Genomic DNA, 16,425 nt, shown 5'->3' on the forward strand with positions numbered 1-16,425 from the left:
CGACCCCTTCAGGCGCAACCCGAGAGTTGCACCCCGATACCCGCGAGGCGATCGGCCGGCCAACCCCCTCGCCGGCGCCTGCGACGTCGACGGCCTGGCGGGCTGGACGCCGGCTCAGCTCCACCGTTCGCTCCTGGTCCAGGCATGATTCTCACCATGCATCAGGACGAGGACCGCCACGGGCGGGCGCGGTACACGCTGACCGGGACGGAGCACGGCCACGTCTGGGGCGTCTGCGCCGAGGCGGAGGGGCTGTTCGGGGAGCCCCGGCGCGGAACGTACGAACTGTTCGGCTGGGTTCCGGAAGGAGCCGAGGTGCGCGGTTGGGCCGGCAGCCGGGTGTGGCTGGTGCCGGAAGACGAGGCACTCGGTTCCTCGCTCCTGGAAGACGAGGCACGCGGTCCCTGGCTCCTGGAAGACGCGGAGAGCCTCGGACAGCACCCCGGGACGGACGGTCTCGTGCTCACCGGCCTGGACGACTACGAGGGCCCGCCCGAGGGACACCGAGGTCCTGTCCGACTGCACGACGGGCATCAGTGGCTGGGCTCCTGCCGGGAATTCGCCCGCGTCCTGCCGCCCGAGCGGGTGGAACCTCCGCTCGTCCTGCGAGGGCTCGTCCAGGGTGAGGAGCTGAGGCGGGTACTGATGACGGGGACCCGGCGGTCGCTGGACCTGGAGCAGGCCGCCCTGGAGATACGGGGCGAGTGGGGCGAGCCGCTTGCCGAGCGGCTGCTGTGGGCCACCGTCACCGCCTGGTACCCGTCCGCACGCGGTGCGGATCTGATCGACCTGGAGCTGGACGGCGGGCTCTTCACGCCCGTTCCGGAACACGCCCGGCCCGTCTGGGAGCGATGGCTCGCCGGGCCGCCGCAGACACCCGGCGCCTGGGCAGGCCTCGACACCCGGCAGCGCGTGGCCTCGCTGGAACTCGTCCGGGAGAGACCCGGCCGGCGCGCACACCATGACCGGCCGGCCGGCCATGGGTACGAGCTCGATGGCCGGCACATCACCGACGTCCCGGGCCTGTACCTGGCGCTCGGCGAGGCGGTGAACGGGCCGGGCGGCTACTTCGGTGGCTGCCTGGATGCCCTCGTCGACTGCCTGCGCGGCGCCTTCGGCTACACCGCCCCCGCAACCCTGCTCTGGCGGGACGCCGCGACCGCACGCGTGCACCTGTCCCGCGTCCTGAGGCCGGACGGCCAGCCGTACGACCTGTTCGCCGACGTGCTCGATGTCCTGGCCGAGGGCGGGATGCACGTCACCCTGGCGTGACCCGGGTCCCGGGACCCGGGACCCGACCACGCCTCAGCAGCCGCGCCGGAACGACTCCCGTACTGATGGCGCAGGTCCCTGGCTGAGCCCGCCACGGCGCCGCAGGTTCAGAGCGTGAGCACGGGCCGGGTGGAGAAGTCCTCGCAGAGGTCCTCGCCGTCTGGGCTGTACACGAACTCGGCCAAGGAAGGGTTGCGGTTGGCGGTGGCCAGGGGCAGCCATGCCAGCAGGTGGCCGTAACCGCCGCACACTGACTCGCCGCCGTCACCGCCGTGCACCGCAGTGACGTCGCTCGTCAGTTCCGTGCTGTAGGTGTCGTAGGCGATGCGCAGGCCGAAGGCGCTGAGCTGGTTGTGCCGGCCGGTGCGGTCCCCGTAGGGGATACGGTCGAGCGGGCAGTTGTTGCCCCACCGGAACAGGGTGTCCGCGCCGGCTCCACAGGCGTGCTCCCACTCGTCGGAGCTCGGCATCCGCAAGCCATGAGCCGCGAGGGCGGCAGGCATGTCGGCGGGCAGCTCGGTCAGATTCTGGTCCTCCACGGCCATCAGCACCGTGTCGAAGGTGGCGCTCCTGCGTGGACTGAGCACCTGCGCGAGGTGGGCCCGAAGGTCGGGGCCGTAGCCAAAACCCTGATTCAGGCTCTCTGCGTAGTCGGCGGTCTGCTCGGGCGTCGGCTGCCAGGTACTCAGGTCGAATCCGAGTGCCACTGTGCCACCGGGTATCAGAGCGAATTCTTCACCATTCCGCTCGATTCGGACGCGGTGCAGCGGTGCGCCGAGGTGCTCAATGGTCTCGACGGAGGTCACGCGGCCCGCCACCAGATCCGCCGCCTCCTGAGCGATGCGACGTGCGGTAGGCAGGTCGGTGGACAGCCACTGGTCGAGACTGAGATCAGCGAGGGACATGGGCCACAGTGTTGCAGGCAGGTCTGACACACCCCGAGCAGCAGCCATGATGCCTCCGTGGCGACCGACCTTGAACTTTTCGCGGACTACTTCCAGATCCACGTCCTGGACGACGAGTCCGAGGGCGACCTCAGCGACGTATGGACGGAGCAGACCGTCTTGGACGGGCTCGGCGTCGCCGAAGACGCACTGCAGGCCTGGCCCGCCCCACACAGCCGGCCACTCATCAGCAAGCGGTGGGAACAGCCGAAGGCCTCGTCGGCCTCATGGCCCGCACCGTGTGCGGATCAGGACGCCTGAGCGTCTGTGATCACCGCGCCGTAGCGGCGTTGCCGGCGGCCGTACTCGGTGATGGCCTGCCACAGGTCCCGGCGGTCCACGTCGGGCCAGACGCGCCGATCGCGTCTCGCGGTGGCGGGAGCACCTGATGCTCCGCCTCCGCGCGGTCCATGGCCGGCACCGGCTCCAACCGTCGAGACTTGGCCTGGCGTCGACGGTTCAGAGAGTCGAGTCCGTCTTCTCCGTGGCGCTGATGCAGTACTTGCTCCATGTCCCGGAGCGCGCAAGGGAGATCGAGGGAACGGCGCAAACCTCCGCCTGGAAGGATGCTCCGGTCGTGACCATCTTGGTGAAATTGTCGTGGTGGCTCTCGATGACCGCTTCTTGCGCGCCTCCGCTCCGTACCGAGACGGTCACCTTGTCGCCCTTCTCACCCTTGGTGATCCGGCCCCACACAGCGCCGCAGCGCGCGCTGTACCGGATCTGAAGGCCGGTCGGGTTGCCCTGCGCGGGCGACCATGTCACGGCGTCGACGCCGCAGCCACCCTCCTGCGGGCCCTTGCCGTCACAACCGGCTCCGGGGCACTGTGGGCCGTCGTGGTCGGAGCCGGGGAAGGACTGTTCGACGTACTCCCGGTGTCATCGCCGCTCATGTTTGGCTCCTGTTGGTTCGCACATGGGGATTCAGGTCTCCAGCCATCGGGGTCATCGCCCGTTCGGTCGCCCTCACCCGAGGACGGTGCACCCATGACCGGCGCGAACGAGACATCGACGACACGCCCGTTCAACGACCGGCACCCCGACGGGATATCGGCCGAGTCGTCAGCGCGTCAGCTCGTCAGCTCGTCCGAAATGGCCGGCGAGTTCGGCGAGGTCTACTCCGTCTCGTCCGCGGCCATGCCCCAGTCCGGCAGGGGAGTACCCGCTGCCGTCGTGAGCTGAAGAAGCTCACATCCCATGAGCTGGACGGCGGCGGAAAGGCGCCGGCGAACCTGTGCCCTGTCTTCGGGTGGGAAGCCGACAAGGATTTGGTGGGGGCGGGACACGTCGTAGGTGAGCAGCCAGTCGGTGTCGACCGTCGCGAAATGGTCCTGTCCCATCTCGTCGTGCTCCGACCGCCACGCGCCCCTGTCCACGGTGGGATCCAGTGCCTCCCGGAGGAGCCGCAGGCGCTCGGGGTGGGTGAAGGGGCCTTCGGACAGGCGGAGACACCAGTGGAGGCGGGGCCGGAAGGCGTTGAACCACGGTGCCAGGTCCGGCTCCATGTCCATGAGCAGGCGGGAGCTGATCCGTCCGCGGGCCCAGCCCTCGATGAACTCGGCCGCGCCCGTGGGATGAGTCTCGTACCAGTCCTCGTGGCTCCACACCACGACGGTCCAGTCCTCGGGGGCTCCGTCGGCGACCCAGCACAGCCGGTCGGCGTCCATCGTAGTGCCCCAGACCAACAGCGCGCCCGGCGCCGGGTGCAGCGGATACGGGTAGCGTTCCCTGTCCCGCTCAGGCGATCCCGTCAGGTGTCCGCTCTGCCACTCGATGCCGTTGTACTCGCTCGTACCGAAGGGCGTCCGCAGATAGAGGAAGTCGCAGAACTCCCCCCGTCCGTATGTGTCGACCAGCCACTTGTAGTCGCCGGGCAGCCGAGCGCCAACCACGATCTCGGCGGCGGTCCAGTCCCCACGGGCATCGATGGGCGTGGCCGGCGGCGTCACAAGCCGCACCAGATCGTGGTGCCCGGTCACGGCACGTCACGCAGTACGAGCGCCTCGGAGAAAGGCTTGCCGGATCGCCGCGCGTACGCCATCCGCTCGCGTACCTCGCGCAGGGTGCGGGGCCGGTATCCGGGGCCGCCGCAGCAGCTCTTGTGGAAACGCACGCCCGCGTTCAGCAGCACCGAGAGAGTCCGCCAGGCCGCGGTATCCCGCCGTCGGGGCGCGGCGAACGCCGAGCCCACATGGACCAGCGGCTCCGCACACCGCGGGCAGATCCGCCGCTGATCCCCGTCGTAGGGCTGCTTGTACGATGCCCGGCAGGGCAGGCAGACGTACGAAGTCTTCGCATGAGCCATGCGGGCAGACTATGCGGCACCCCGCGATGAAATCGAAGCGATTTCAGCTGGAGGGAGTGCTGTTCCCGCTGTTTCTGCTGTTCCCAGGTCAGCCGGCGTGGCCAACTGCCATGCGGTGGTATCCCCGCCCCCGACTTCCGCCACCGGCACGGTGGAGGCCTGTTTCTGTTGAGGCGGGGAGGCCGACCGGCAACTCCACAAGGTCTGCAGGGCCTTGGACTCAGCAGTCCCCGACCCTGCTGACAGGTCACACCGCGGAGTCCAGACGTTCGCGCTGCTCGGCGGTCAGTTCCAGTGACACCCCCGCGACTGCCTCGTCCAGCTGGTCGACCGTGCTGACGCCGACGATCGGCGTGGCGGCCGGGTTCCCTCCGGTCAGCCACGCCAACACCACCCGGTTGCGGTTCGTGCCGGTCTCGGCGGCGATCTCGTCGAGCACCGTGAGGCGGCGGGCGGTGCCGGGGTGGTCGTACTCCGCCGGCAGCGGCTTGTCCGCGCGGGTGTAGCCGCCGCTCAGCAGCGGTGTGTACGCCCACAGCGCCATGTCCGGGTGGTGCTCCAGGTAGTGGAGCACCTCGTCCGTGACCGCACCGAACCGGTGCACCACGGTGGGCCCGGTCGCGGGGCGCGGCCGCAGGTATGTGTGGTGCTGCTGCACTGCGGTGAAGCCGGCGCTGCCGTGAGCCCGGGCGATCTGCCGTGCCCGTTCGATCTGCCAGACGGGGTAGTTGGAGCAGCCGAGGCGGCCGACCGTACCCGCGGACACCAGCTCGTCGAAGGCGGCGACCGTCTCTTCCAGCGGGGTGGCCGGATCGGGCTTGTGGGCCCAGTACAGCTCGACGTGGTCCGTACCGAGCCGTCGGAGACTGCCTTCGATCCCGCTCTTGACGGCCCCGGCCGACAGGCCTTCGGCGGTTTCCGGGAATCGCCCGGCCACGGTCGGCTCACAGCCCACCTTGGTACTGATCCTGACGCGGTCACGGACGCCCGGGCGGCTTGCCATCCAGCGCCCGAGCAACGCCTCGCTCTGCCCGCCGAAGCCGGTCGGGTCATCCCAGAACGCGTAGCAGTTCGCGGTGTCGATCCAGACGCCTCCGACGTCCACGAAGCGGTCCAGGAGCTCGAACGATCGGCGCTCGTCCTGAACCGTGCCGAACAGCATGGAACCAAGAACCAGGTTTTTGATCATGCCCTTCACGGTAGGCGGATTCGGATCGGCGGTACGCTCCAATCCCGTGACCATTTCCCAGACCAATCTCGCTTGGGCGACGCTGCTGGACCTTGGCCCAGCGGAGCACGGCCGACACCGCCTGCACGATCGCCTGGCTCACGCGCTGCGCACCGCGATCCGGGACGGCCGGCTGACGGAGGGCGCCACCGTGCCACCGAGCCGAGCGCTCGCCGAGGAACTCGGCTGCTCCCGTTGGGTCGTGACGCAGGCGTACGGGCAGCTCATCGCGGAGGGTTATCTCTGCGCCCGGGTGGGCTCCGCCACGCGTGTCTCATGGTCACCGGACACCGCGCCGCCGCGGCCTCGCGCCCGGCGCGTACCAGCGCCGCCACCGGTCCGGTACGACCTCGCACCCGGCCTGCCCGACCTGCGGGCGTTTCCGCGCCGCCGCTGGGCCGACGCCGTCCGAACGGTCACCGGCTCGGCCGTCCACTACGACCTCGGCCTGCCCGACCCCGCCGGGCACGCGGTACTGCGTACCACCGTCGCGCAGTACCTGCGGCGCTCGCGCGGCGCCGACGCGGATGTCGCGTCCGTGTCCGTGTGCGCGGGCGTCACCGACGGTCTGGTCCGCACGTGCCGGGCGCTGCGCGACGCCGAGGGGATCACCGACCTGGCCGTGGAGGACCCGGGCTGGGGGCGGCTGCGGGACGCCGCGACAAGCGCCGGTCTGAATGTGCACCCGGTGCCCGTGGACCACGACGGCCTGCGCGTCGAGGACCTCGGGCGTACGCCTGCCCGGGCCGTCGTCGTCGGCGCGGCACACCAGTTTCCCACCGGCACGGTGCTGTCCCCGGCACGCCGGGCGCAACTGGTGCGCTGGGCCCGCGAGGTGGACGGCTTCGTCATCGAGGACGACTACGACGCCGAGTTCCGCTACGACCACCACCCGGTCGCCGTCATGCAGGGGATGGATCCGAGCCGGGTCTTCCTCCTCGGCTCGGTCAGCAAGACGCTGTCGCCGGCCCTCGGCCTGGGCTGGCTGGTCGCGCCTGCCGCGATGACCCCGGCGCTGCGGGCGGCGAACCTCGTCGCCGCCGCGCCACCGGTGCTGGACCAACTCGCGCTCGCCACCTTCATCGACCGCGGGTGGTACGACGCCCACCTGCGCGCGGCACGGCGGCGGTTCCGCTCCCGCCGCGACCTGCTGGTCCGCACGCTCGGCGCCCAGGTGCCGCAGGGCCGGGTCGCCGGCACCGCCGCCGGGCTGCACATCCTGCTGCACCTGCCGGACGGCGCCGACACCCGCGGGGCGGTCCGGGCCGCGGCCGCCGTCGGGCTGCGCCTGGTGGACCTGGACGACTACAGCGCGAAGCGGTCAGCGGAGCGCGCGCTCGTCCTCGGGTACGGCAACATCAACGACACGGAGATTCCCCCGGCCGTCGCGCTTCTGCGCGAAGCGTTGCGGTCGGGCGTTCCGCGGCCACGGCCCGACGCCGATGGATGATGAGTTCACCCTCGCCACACCGCGCTGGGCACGCGCCGACGATGGGGCCACCTCGGCCGCTGATATGTGACATGCCGTCTTTGGCGTAATGGGGGATTGGGGCTGTTTGGTGGGGTCACGCTGTTCTGCGTTGACAACGATCGAGCGGAGGAGCGGTCGAGCGGAGGAGCTCGTGCGCGGGAGCGTGCCGCAGCCGGTGAGGGCTTCATCGAGGCGATGCCGCGTGAGGATCTCTCCACGTGGAAGAAGCAGAGGCACACCATCGACCGGATCCTTACACCCAGGACGAGGAACGCACGTGGCTGAAGAAGGACCTGCGGAGCTGGCCCGGCTCCTGGCCATGGCGGAGGCGGGATCACCTGTGGAGTCGGCCGACGTCGTTGCCCGGGAACTCGCGAAACGCCTGGGCGCCTATACGGTATCCCTCTTGGTCGTCGACTACACGGGAAACGCCGTCGTGCGCCTGAGCACCACAAAGGCCGGCGAAGCACGGGAGTCCATCGACCTGCCGGACAGCGTCTACGAGCAGGTTCTGCGGACCCAGCAGGTGGGCGTGCGCAGGGCAGAGCATGCCCGCGGTCATGTCCAGGTCCTGGCCCCCGTGACCAACCGGGGCGACGCCATCGGACTGCTCGAACTCTTCCTGCCCGCCGAACCCGGCCCGGCGGTCCTGCAGAGGATCACCGAAGCCGCCCACGCCCTGGCCTACGTCCTGATCGCCAACCGCCGCTTCACCGACCTGTACCGGTGGGGACGGCGGACCCTGCCGATGAGCCTGGCCGCCGAAATCCAGCATCAGCTCCTGCCCGACGCCCTGACCTGCGAAGCAGACCAGTTCACCGTGGCGGGCCAACTGGTCCCGGCCGAACAGATCGGCGGCGACACCTTCGACTACTCCCTGGACCGCCATACCCTGCACCTGTCCATCACCGACGCCATGGGCCACCACGTGGGTGCCGCCCTGCTTGCCACCCTGCTCGTCGGTGCCCTGCGCAACGGCCGGCGCTCCGGCGCCGACCTGGCCGAACAAGCCCACCAAGCCCACCAGGCCGTCAGCGACCACAGCGGAGGTGCCATGGTCACCGGCCAGCTCCTGCGCATCGACCTGCCCACCGGTCACGCCGGCCTTGTCAACGCCGGCCACCCCTGGCCCTGGCGCCTGCGCCGGGGAACCCTGGAACACCTCACACTCGAGATCGACCTGCCCTTCGGCGCCCCCATGCCCCGCCACCATCGCGTCCAGTCCCTGCAACTGGAGCCAGGAGACCGGCTCATCCTGGTCACCGACGGGATGCTGGACCGCAACGCCGCCGAGGCCGATCTTCCCGCTCTGATGGAACACACCGCAGGCCTGCACCCGCGCGAGACGGTCCACGCCCTGACCCAGGCGGTCTTGCGGGCAGAACAGGGCTTCTTGCGCGACGACGCCGCCGTGGTGTGCTTCGACTGGCGCGGCCCCCAACGCGGCCGGTACCGCTGACGCCGAAAACGACCGACTCGACACTGCTCACGGGCTCGATAAACTTCCACTGCTCGTGGGTGAGTTGCTAGCTCTGCGGGACGTCCTTGACGAACACGATCCCGTCGTATCCGGCCAGGTGGGCCGGGTCAAGTGGGGAGTAGCCGTAATAGGGGGACACGCGGGAGGCGGGCCGCGTGTTGCCGAGGGCGGTGGCCAGCCCATGGGAGTCGATGACGTAGCGGTTCTCCGGGAGCGCGTACAGGAGTCCTTCGACGGTGTCCGGTGGCGGGGTGTCCACTCCCTGGTGCCGGATCGTGCCGAGGGCCGTGGCCAGGAAGGCGTACTCCTTCCCCAGGCGGGCGTTCACGAGCGCGCCGGCGCTCCACCACTTCAGCAGCGGCTGGTCCCACATGCGCATCGTGCTCTTGTCCCGCTGGAGATGGCTGTTGTGGGCGTGGACCAGTGCCGGGCCCCGTTCGGCGAGGGCGAGGAGGTTGGCGGCCATCATCGAATCCCGCAGGCCGATCAGCCGCGTCATGCGGATCGGCGAGGTGTCGGCCATCCAGAAGTGGTAGCGCAGTAGGCCGGTGGCGGTGCGCCCGTACAGGCGCGCCCGGTCCCAGTCGTCCCGCGAGGTCGCCGTGATCAGGTGCGGTGTCTGCGCGTCGAGCAGCGCCACCAGATCGTCGGCGAGCAGCCGCAGTTCCTTGGCCTCGGCCGACTGCCCCTCGGACTGGGCCGGGTCCCTCATCGCGGCGGGGTCGGTCCACCGGTCGTCGGCGCCGAGCAGGCGGTCGAGGGTTTCCGCGGTGCAGGGGAGCAGGTCCGTGTCCACCCCGGCCGCGAGGTAGTCGTGGAGTGCGGTGAGGGCTTGCCGGGGGCTCGCGGCGCCGGTGATCTCCAGCGGGCCGTCGAAACCGGCGAAGCGGAGCCGGTCGGACGCGGGCCGGCCGTCGTTGTACTCCCGCATCCAGCGCACGAGTTCGCGGTTGGCCGCGGACGCGCCGAACCCGTGGCTGAATCCGTGCTCTATGACCTCGTCGAGCGTGCCCGTGCCCGTGCCCTTGCCCGAGGTGACGTAGTCGTCCACGGCCAGGCCCATCATGCAGTCGCTTTCGATTGCGATCGTCCGGTAGCCCTCCTGCTCGATGAGCTGCCGGAAGAGCTCGTTGCGCAGGTCGAGCAGAGTGTCCTCGCCGTGGGTGGGCTCGCCCAGGGCGAGCAGCCGCGGCCGGGCCGGAAGCAGTTTCATGACGGCGGCGGCCTCGACGGCATGGGTGGTGTCCTTGATGTCAGTAGCCATGCCTTCAACGGTATCGTTGAACCTTCGGTTGAAACTTTTCCGCGATATCGTCGGGCTCATGGGGCGAAACCTTCAAAGCGGCGAGCGGCTCAGGCCGATTGACCTGGCGCGCGGGCACGGTCTGTCCACGCAGGCCGTCAGGAACTACGAGGAGGCCGGCATCCTTCCGGCCGCCGGGCGCACACCCCACGGCTACCGCACCTACACCCCGCTGCACGCGCGGGCCCTGCGCGCGTTCCTCGCCCTGGTGCCCGGCCACGGCCACCAGACGGCGACGTCCATCATGCGGGCGGTGAACCAGGGCGTGGTCGATGAGGCGTTCCGCCTCATCGACGAGAGCCACGCCCAGCTCCTTGAGGACCGGCGGACACTCCAGGCCGTGGAGAGCGCCCTCCGCGACCTGGCACCCACCACGGCGTCCGAACCCGACGCGGCGGTGTCCGGGCCCGGCGGCACGTTCATCGGGCCGCTGGCCGGGAAGCTCGGAATCCGGCCCGCGACGCTGCGCACATGGGAGCGCGCCGGGCTGGTGCGCCCGCGCCGCGACCCGTTGACCGGGTACCGCGTCTACGACGAGGCCGATGTGCGGGACGTACGGCTGGCCCACCAGCTCAGGCGGGGCGGCCACCTGCTGGAGCAGATCGCCCCGCTGATCGCCCAGGTGCGGGCGGCCGGCGGGCTGGAGCCGCTGGAGGCCGCACTGTGCGACTGGCGCGGCCGGCTGTCCGCCCGCGGGCGGGCGATGCTGACCGGGGCCGCCGAGCTGGAGGCGTACCTCCGCGAGCGCGGATGAGACTTCGGCCGTCGGCCGAAGAGCAACTCCCGGGAGACACCTGCACGGCTACACCTGCACGGCTACACCTGCACGGCTACACCTGCACGGCTACACCTGCACGGCTCCGCCCGGTGTGGCACCATCGCCGACATGCCAGGATTCATGACGCCCGACCAGCTCGCCGCCCGCACGTCACGTGCTTTCGAGGCGGCCGTCGCCGCGGGGCGCGATCTCGGGCTCACGGTGACCGGGGCGACTGTGCTCCATGACGTGTTCTCCGTTGTCGTCCACCTTGCTCCGTCACCAGTGGTGGTCCGGGTGCCCACCGTCCTGCCGTCGTACACCGACCTCGACACCCAGGCGGCACGACAGCAGGTGGAGCTCGATGTGGTGTCGTGGCTCGCGGAACAGGGCAACCCGGTGATTCCGCCGAGTCCGCTCGTGCCGAAGGAACCCGTGCGGCGCGACGGTTTCTCGATGACGTTCTGGCAGTTCGTCGAGCAGGACAAGAGCGTTGAACCTGACTTCGTGCACAACTCCCGCCTGATCGTCGACCTGCACGCCGCGCTGCGCGAATACCCGGGCGATCTGCCGTTCCTGTCGGCGGCCGAACCGAAGTTCACTACAGAGGGTCTTGCCGCCCTCGAAGCGCGTCCCGACCTCATTGAGCCGGCTGATCTCGACCGCGCTCGGCGGGAATGGGAGGTCCTGGAACCTGTTGTCGGCTCGCGCGCGGGGTTCGAGGCGGTGTTCCCCGGAATCGACTTCCAGCCGATCCATGGGGACGCCCCCGCGGTCAACATCGTCGCCACTGCGGCCGGTGAGCTGTACGCCGACTTCGAGCTGGTCACGCTCGGACCGGTCGAGTGGGACGTGGCGGCCATGGGACCCGATTGCGAGGCCGCATACAATTCCGCCGCGCAGCGCCGAGGTCTGCGGCAGCTGGACGAGCGCGTGCTGCGCGTCGTCAACGCCGTAGGCATGTCCCGTACGGTGGCGTGCCTCGCGCTCGCGCCGCAGTTGCCCATGCTCGCGGAGGCACTGAAACCGTCCGTCGAGCAATGGCGGACGACGCCGTTTGCCGGTGGCCTGAGTGACTGAGTACTGCTTCAGGAGACACGTGCCGTGTGTCCTGCCAGGGCTGCGCGGAATGTCACGGGTGGGGCACTGTCGTCACACCCGATATGGGGCCGTTGCGGGGTCTCAGCGCTGGAGTGGCTCCAGCATCGGGTTCCATTCGGTGACGCCGGTGACACCGTGCTCCCGCAGGGCCCGGAGGTAGCGGCCGGCCTGGCCGGCCTTGACGCTGCCGTGGTGGCAGGCGAGCGTCCGGGGCCGATCGCCTCGATCTTGTCCAGGGCGCTGTCCAGGTGGACCCGCGAGGGGAAGATCCCTACGGTCTTGTACATCTCGATCATGTCGCAGAGTATCGACATCCCTCTCAGCCACATCGCACGGCTCAGCCCCAAGCCCTCGTGCCCGTAGCCGTGGGCGCGAATGCCGGGCCCTTGCGCCCAGTCCGAGCCCGCGTCGGCACCTGCGCGATTGCCTCGGACCGCAAGGGCAACGCATCCCCTGGTTCGTTGGTCTGAGGTACGGGACGGGCCGTTGGAGCGGACAGCCGGGGTCGTCGGCCAGGGAGAGCGCGCACCGAGGGGGAGACGATGGGTTGGTTCGGGAAGGAAGAGAAGAGCGAGGCCGAGGAGGCTTGGGACGACTTCGTGCGGGCGAGCAACAAGCGCGGCAACGCCATGCGGGAGCTGTTCGAGACCGACCCACTGCCGGCGGTACGCAAGGCGCTGAACGGCGGAGGCGAAATGTTTGCCGCGCTGGATCTGCTCATGGACGTGGGCTGGAGCCGCCCGGAGCTGGTACGAGCCGTCGTGCCCGAGCTCTACTCCTGCTCCCTGAGCCTGGGACGGCCCGGCATCTTCGCCCGGCTCGTGCTGCGCAGACTGAGCGCCTCCGGGCAGGAGTACGCCGAGGGCCTGCACGCCGAGCTGGCCCCGCTGGCGGCCGCGACACTGCGCGAGGAGGTGACCGACGTCTTCGCCATGCAGGCACTGGAGATGCTGCTGGACGATGTCGGTGCGCTCGACCTGCACGGACAGTGGCTTGAGGCGGTCCGCGCGTCCCCGGACGTGGACGTGCGGGAACTCGCCGAGGACTACGAGGAGGACGAGAACCCCGAGCCCCCGGAGCCTGCCGCCGCGCCCCTGTAAGGGGCCGGGTGGTTGAGGGCGTACGCCCATTGGCCGACGCCATGCGAGTCGGTCCCGGGAGAGCACTCCCGCCCGGGGCCAACCCGTGCCGGCGGGGAGGACGGATCCGCCCGTCACCAGACTGCAGCCCAGCCTTCACGACTCCTGGCGGACGGGCTGGGGTGAATCCCCGTGAGGGGACGGGTTACGGCTGGATCAGCAGTTGCGCCCAGCCGCTGCTCCCCTGAAGACCGGAGGAGAGGCACTGCGTGGGCAGTCGGCTCGGCAGCGCGGGCACGGTCCGCTGCGCCGATTGACCCTCGCCCCGCCCCTCGGTGACACGGCCCGACAGTCTGACGACGAGAATGCCGGCGACACGGAGAGTGGTGCCGCTGTGATAGTGGACCAACGACCGCTCGCCGTCGGCATACCGGACGGTTTCCGTGAGGCGGGAGCTGGTCAACGCCACACAGGACGCTGCCGGTGATACGCCTTCCAGAGAACCGGTGGCCGCTACGGTCGGGCCCGGTGCGACGGCGCACGCGTACCGTGCCTCCGCGCGGACGCGGGTCTTGCGTGGCTCAAGAGTCAGAGGCGGGTCGTACACGCTATTGCTGGCGCCCGTGCACAGGACGCCCCCTCCGTGCCTGCCCCCGTCGGCCTGACCGGCTGGACCCCAGACCCATGACGAGCCCACCAGGACCAGACAACTCAACGCCGCCGCCGCACCACGCCCGCCGATCATGCACCCTCCAGGGAATCCGGATCCGCCAACGCACCCTGGCTACCCCGCACTCCTCCCGCCACCCGAGCTCCTTGCAGCAGGCCGAGGGCGCACATCCCGCCCCGTGCGCCGGACATGCACCACCTGCATCACGTGAACCGCCGAGGGGGACTTGAGTCCCGGCGTACCGGGTAGCAACCGCCGAACGAGAACATAGCCCTCAATATCGACTAAACCAGACAGAAGGTGCTTCAGTGAGTGAAATTGCCGCCAAGCGACTCGTCTTCACCATGCTCGACGCGGACGGAGACGGGGTGCTCTCGAAGGACGAGTACTTCGCGCGGGCCGAGCGTGTGACGCTGGCGACGGGACGCACAGAGGACGATCCCCTGGTCATCACCGCACGCAAGGCCGGGGAGCGGGCGTGGGCGTCGATGGACGCGAACGGCGACGGAGGGGTGACCTTTGACGAGTACGCGGCATGGGCCGGTGCCGAGGCGTTCGACAGCGTCTGCAGGCCCGTGCTCGGTGCGCTGTTCGACCTCGTCGACACCGACAAGGACGGCGCTCTGGATCTGCCGGAGTTCACGGCGCTGCGTACGGCACTGGGGAACCCGGTCAGCAATATCGAAACAGCCTTCGAGGCGCTGGACACCGACGGCGATGGGCACGTCAGCCGTGACGACTACATCGCCTCGATCCGCGCGCACGTCACCGGGGAAAGCTCCCCCATGGGCAAGGCCCTGTACCGCAACGGGACGGCGGGGGCAGTGGGGGAAGGCCAGGGGTGAACCCTCGGCGCGCTATTCCGGTGCCCGCGTGCGTCCGTCGGAGCCAAGGTGTTGTGTCGCACCGCCGTGATGCCGGAGGCCGTCCATCCCCGGCGCCGGTGCCGGCCTCACCGAGGTCGACACCGGCCGAGTTGGACGCGTTGCCGCCACCGGTGGGCGCGCGCTACTGAGAGGCCGAGGACCGGCCCTCGCAGAGCGCCGTCTGGACGGCGGCCTTCATGTCGTCGCTCTGTGCGTCCGAACCCCCCGGGTCGACGTTCACCATGACCGTCGCCTGCCTGCCGTGGACCGTGGCACCGCCCGCCGTCTCGTACCCCAACATGTCACCGGTGTGCCCCCAGTAGAGGCCGCCGCAGGGCAGTGGCCTGCTCTCCAGGCCGAGGCCGTACGCCCGGCCGTCCGTCCGGGTTGCCGGTCGGCCGGGTCTTCATCATCTCCCGCAGCTCGGCCGGGCGCAGCACCCTGCCGCGTACGAGCGCGTCCAGGAACCGGTTGAGGTCGGTACCGCTGGAGATCATCTCGCCGCCCGCGCCCGCGACCGAGGGGTTGATCGCGGTGACGTCCATGAGCGGCGCGTCCTCGCCCGGCCGCGCGTACCCGCGCGGGTGCGGTCCGGCGACCGTACGCCTGGTGGCCGCTCCTGACCGGGTCCGCCGCTACTGCCTCGCCGAGGCCAAGCGCCTCCACGATCCCCACACGATCCTGACCAGGAGGCATGGCCTGTGCTGGTGAACCCTGTGCTGGTGAACAGCTTCACCGTCTTCTGCGGATCATCACCGGGCCGCGTCGGCACGCATCTACGAGCCGCTGCCACACTGGGCCGGACCATCGCCGAGGCCAGGCTGCGTCTCGTCTACGGGGGTGCGGCCGTCGGCCTGATGGGCGCCGTCGCCGACGCGGCCCTGAGCGCCGGTGGCACCGTCATCGGTGTCATGCCCGAATGCCTGACACCCTTTGAGATCGCGCACACCGGATACCCGGGCGAGACCCCCGAACTCTTCGAGGACACGAAGAACTTCCTGGTGAACGAGTACGAAGGCCCTTTCGCGCTCTACGTCTTCATGCTCAACGACGAGACAATGCCGGTATGGCAGGACGCTGAGCGGTTCGGCCTGGAGGTGTTCGACGCGGACGGCGACGCCGAACAGTGGTCGCACACGGGCATGGACAGTGCCACCGCCCGCCGGCTCCAGCTGGAGACCCTGCGCGAAGTCCGCTGGAAGAACGACCGCGCCATGCAGCGGACCTGGCAGCACGACTACGAACTGCCGCTGCTGCCGGGCCGCTCCACCGCGGAGAACTCCGCGGTCGAGAAGCTGGTGGACCGCCTCGGCATGGCGAGCGCCGACTTCCCCGACGCAGCCGAGGCCGCCGGCCGCCGGCCGCCGGGCACGGCTGCTCGCGGATCTGGCGGTACATGGCGTGACCTCGGCGGTCACCTCCCGGTAGACCCGCACCGGGGCACCCACCTGCCCCTCATCGGACGCGTCGCCGTTCGCCGCCTGCAACGTTGACAGTCCGTCCGGCCGGGGTACACATCGCCCGGCCGGACGGACTGCTGCGGCTACCGGAAGCGCGGGGCGAGCTTGTAGAGCGAGAGGCCCGCTGCTATCACAGTCGTGACAGCCACCATCATCGCCAAGCTGTTGAGCCAGACGCCGGTGGGGGCCAGCGCTGCGCCGCCGGGTCTATGTCGTCACCGGCGGGCCCGCCGCGCGCCTGCGCCGTTCGAGGCGCAGCCACAGTGCCGGCGAGCCAGGTTCGTTCACCAGGGCGGCATGATGCGGCGTTCGGCCCGGCGGCGGTCGTGGTCCTCGCACTCGGCCATCAGCAGGGTGACCAGGGCGTACAGACACGGTTCCGTGAGCAGTACGTGACGCGGCGGTGCGTCCGTAATCGGCGTTGTCAGTGGTCGCAAGTATGTTCAGTCGTGTCCCGCCGTTGTGGCGCGGAAGTCCCTTTGGTGCAGA

The 16,425-nt window shown here is 70.0% G+C and carries 19 protein-coding genes and 1 pseudogene; 10 read left to right on the forward strand and 10 right to left on the reverse strand.

Going from position 1 to position 16,425, the window contains the following annotated elements:
* The first annotated feature begins 144 nt into the window (after positions 1-144).
* The gene (locus ACIHCQ_RS34925) at positions 145-1,272 is read left to right on the forward strand and encodes a barstar family protein (protein WP_399671805.1); all 1,128 of its coding nucleotides are present in this window, start codon (positions 145-147) and stop codon (positions 1,270-1,272) included.
* Between the two features lie 107 nt (positions 1,273-1,379).
* On the opposite strand, the gene ACIHCQ_RS34930 is transcribed toward ACIHCQ_RS34925, so the two are convergent.
* Positions 1,380-2,177, reverse strand: a complete 798-nt coding sequence (locus tag ACIHCQ_RS34930) for a hypothetical protein (RefSeq protein WP_399671808.1) — start codon at positions 2,175-2,177, stop codon at positions 1,380-1,382.
* A 57-nt stretch (positions 2,178-2,234) separates the two neighbouring features.
* On the opposite strand from ACIHCQ_RS34930, the gene ACIHCQ_RS34935 reads away from it, so the two are divergent.
* Positions 2,235-2,477: a hypothetical protein gene (locus ACIHCQ_RS34935; protein ID WP_399671811.1), complete on the forward strand. Its 243-nt coding sequence runs from the start codon at positions 2,235-2,237 to the stop codon at positions 2,475-2,477.
* A 198-nt stretch (positions 2,478-2,675) separates the two neighbouring features.
* Here the strand turns inward: ACIHCQ_RS34935 and ACIHCQ_RS34940 are convergent.
* From ACIHCQ_RS34940 to ACIHCQ_RS34955, 4 genes and pseudogenes are all read right to left on the reverse strand, one after another.
* Positions 2,676-3,017: pseudogene (locus ACIHCQ_RS34940) on the reverse strand (DUF2690 domain-containing protein); the annotation flags it as partial.
* Between the two features lie 314 nt (positions 3,018-3,331).
* Positions 3,332-4,195 (reverse strand): SMI1/KNR4 family protein, encoded by an 864-nt coding sequence (locus tag ACIHCQ_RS34945; protein WP_399671814.1) that lies wholly within the window; start codon positions 4,193-4,195, stop codon positions 3,332-3,334.
* A complete protein-coding gene (locus tag ACIHCQ_RS34950) occupies positions 4,192-4,521 on the reverse strand; it encodes a deoxyxylulose-5-phosphate synthase (RefSeq protein ID WP_399671817.1) in 330 nt (109 codons plus the stop codon). Before ACIHCQ_RS34950 ends, ACIHCQ_RS34945 begins: the two co-directional genes overlap by 4 nt.
* Before the next feature lie 247 nt (positions 4,522-4,768).
* Positions 4,769-5,710: an aldo/keto reductase gene (locus tag ACIHCQ_RS34955; RefSeq protein ID WP_399671820.1), complete on the reverse strand. Its 942-nt coding sequence runs from the start codon at positions 5,708-5,710 to the stop codon at positions 4,769-4,771.
* Positions 5,711-5,756: 46 nt separating this feature from the next.
* Here ACIHCQ_RS34955 and ACIHCQ_RS34960 point away from each other — a divergent pair, with 46 nt between their 5' ends.
* Together ACIHCQ_RS34960 and ACIHCQ_RS34965 are read left to right on the forward strand one after the other, a co-directional pair.
* A complete protein-coding gene (locus tag ACIHCQ_RS34960; protein ID WP_399671823.1) occupies positions 5,757-7,199 on the forward strand; it encodes a PLP-dependent aminotransferase family protein in 1,443 nt (480 codons plus the stop codon).
* Positions 7,200-7,497: 298 nt separating this feature from the next.
* Positions 7,498-8,679 (forward strand): PP2C family protein-serine/threonine phosphatase, encoded by a 1,182-nt coding sequence (locus ACIHCQ_RS34965; RefSeq protein ID WP_399671826.1) that lies wholly within the window; start codon positions 7,498-7,500, stop codon positions 8,677-8,679.
* Positions 8,680-8,746: 67 nt separating this feature from the next.
* On the opposite strand, the gene ACIHCQ_RS34970 is transcribed toward ACIHCQ_RS34965, so the two are convergent.
* Entirely contained in the window at positions 8,747-9,964 is a 1,218-nt protein-coding gene (locus ACIHCQ_RS34970; RefSeq protein WP_399671829.1) for an erythromycin esterase family protein, read from the reverse strand.
* Between the two features lie 58 nt (positions 9,965-10,022).
* Here ACIHCQ_RS34970 and ACIHCQ_RS34975 point away from each other — a divergent pair, with 58 nt between their 5' ends.
* The 3 genes from ACIHCQ_RS34975 to ACIHCQ_RS34985 all read left to right on the forward strand — a co-directional run bounded on the left by ACIHCQ_RS34975 (position 10,023) and on the right by ACIHCQ_RS34985 (position 12,961).
* A complete protein-coding gene (locus tag ACIHCQ_RS34975; RefSeq protein ID WP_399671832.1) occupies positions 10,023-10,757 on the forward strand; it encodes a TioE family transcriptional regulator in 735 nt (244 codons plus the stop codon).
* 132 nt (positions 10,758-10,889) lie between these two features.
* The gene (locus tag ACIHCQ_RS34980) at positions 10,890-11,840 is read left to right on the forward strand and encodes a phosphotransferase family protein (protein WP_399671835.1); all 951 of its coding nucleotides are present in this window, start codon (positions 10,890-10,892) and stop codon (positions 11,838-11,840) included.
* 563 nt (positions 11,841-12,403) lie between these two features.
* Entirely contained in the window at positions 12,404-12,961 is a 558-nt protein-coding gene (locus ACIHCQ_RS34985) for a hypothetical protein (protein WP_399671838.1), read from the forward strand.
* A gap of 184 nt (positions 12,962-13,145) precedes the next feature.
* Here ACIHCQ_RS34985 and ACIHCQ_RS34990 read toward each other — a convergent pair whose 3' ends face one another.
* On the reverse strand, positions 13,146-13,403 hold the full coding sequence (locus ACIHCQ_RS34990; protein WP_399671841.1) for a hypothetical protein: 258 nt from the start codon (positions 13,401-13,403) through the stop codon (positions 13,146-13,148).
* Between the two features lie 515 nt (positions 13,404-13,918).
* Between ACIHCQ_RS34990 and ACIHCQ_RS34995 the strand changes: the two genes are divergently transcribed.
* Positions 13,919-14,455, forward strand: a complete 537-nt coding sequence (locus tag ACIHCQ_RS34995) for an EF-hand domain-containing protein (RefSeq protein ID WP_399671844.1) — start codon at positions 13,919-13,921, stop codon at positions 14,453-14,455.
* A 163-nt stretch (positions 14,456-14,618) separates the two neighbouring features.
* Here the strand turns inward: ACIHCQ_RS34995 and ACIHCQ_RS35000 are convergent, their stop codons facing one another.
* A complete protein-coding gene (locus ACIHCQ_RS35000; protein ID WP_399671847.1) occupies positions 14,619-14,777 on the reverse strand; it encodes a hypothetical protein in 159 nt (52 codons plus the stop codon).
* Position 14,778: 1 nt separating this feature from the next.
* A complete protein-coding gene (locus ACIHCQ_RS35005; protein WP_399671850.1) occupies positions 14,779-15,021 on the reverse strand; it encodes a hypothetical protein in 243 nt (80 codons plus the stop codon).
* Here ACIHCQ_RS35005 and ACIHCQ_RS35010 point away from each other — a divergent pair.
* Positions 15,020-15,187, forward strand: a complete 168-nt coding sequence (locus tag ACIHCQ_RS35010) for a hypothetical protein (protein ID WP_399671853.1) — start codon at positions 15,020-15,022, stop codon at positions 15,185-15,187. The genes ACIHCQ_RS35005 and ACIHCQ_RS35010 overlap by 2 nt on opposite strands.
* A complete protein-coding gene (locus tag ACIHCQ_RS35015; RefSeq protein ID WP_399671856.1) occupies positions 15,178-15,969 on the forward strand; it encodes an LOG family protein in 792 nt (263 codons plus the stop codon). Before ACIHCQ_RS35010 ends, ACIHCQ_RS35015 begins: the two co-directional genes overlap by 10 nt.
* Before the next feature lie 251 nt (positions 15,970-16,220).
* Here the strand turns inward: ACIHCQ_RS35015 and ACIHCQ_RS35020 are convergent, their stop codons facing one another.
* A complete protein-coding gene (locus ACIHCQ_RS35020; RefSeq protein WP_399671859.1) occupies positions 16,221-16,373 on the reverse strand; it encodes a hypothetical protein in 153 nt (50 codons plus the stop codon).
* Between the last annotated feature and the right edge of the window lie 52 nt (positions 16,374-16,425).

Origin of the sequence: Streptomyces sp. NPDC052236 (assembly GCF_044548015.1) — a bacterium.
Classification (GTDB): Bacteria; Actinomycetota; Actinomycetes; order Streptomycetales; family Streptomycetaceae; genus Streptomyces.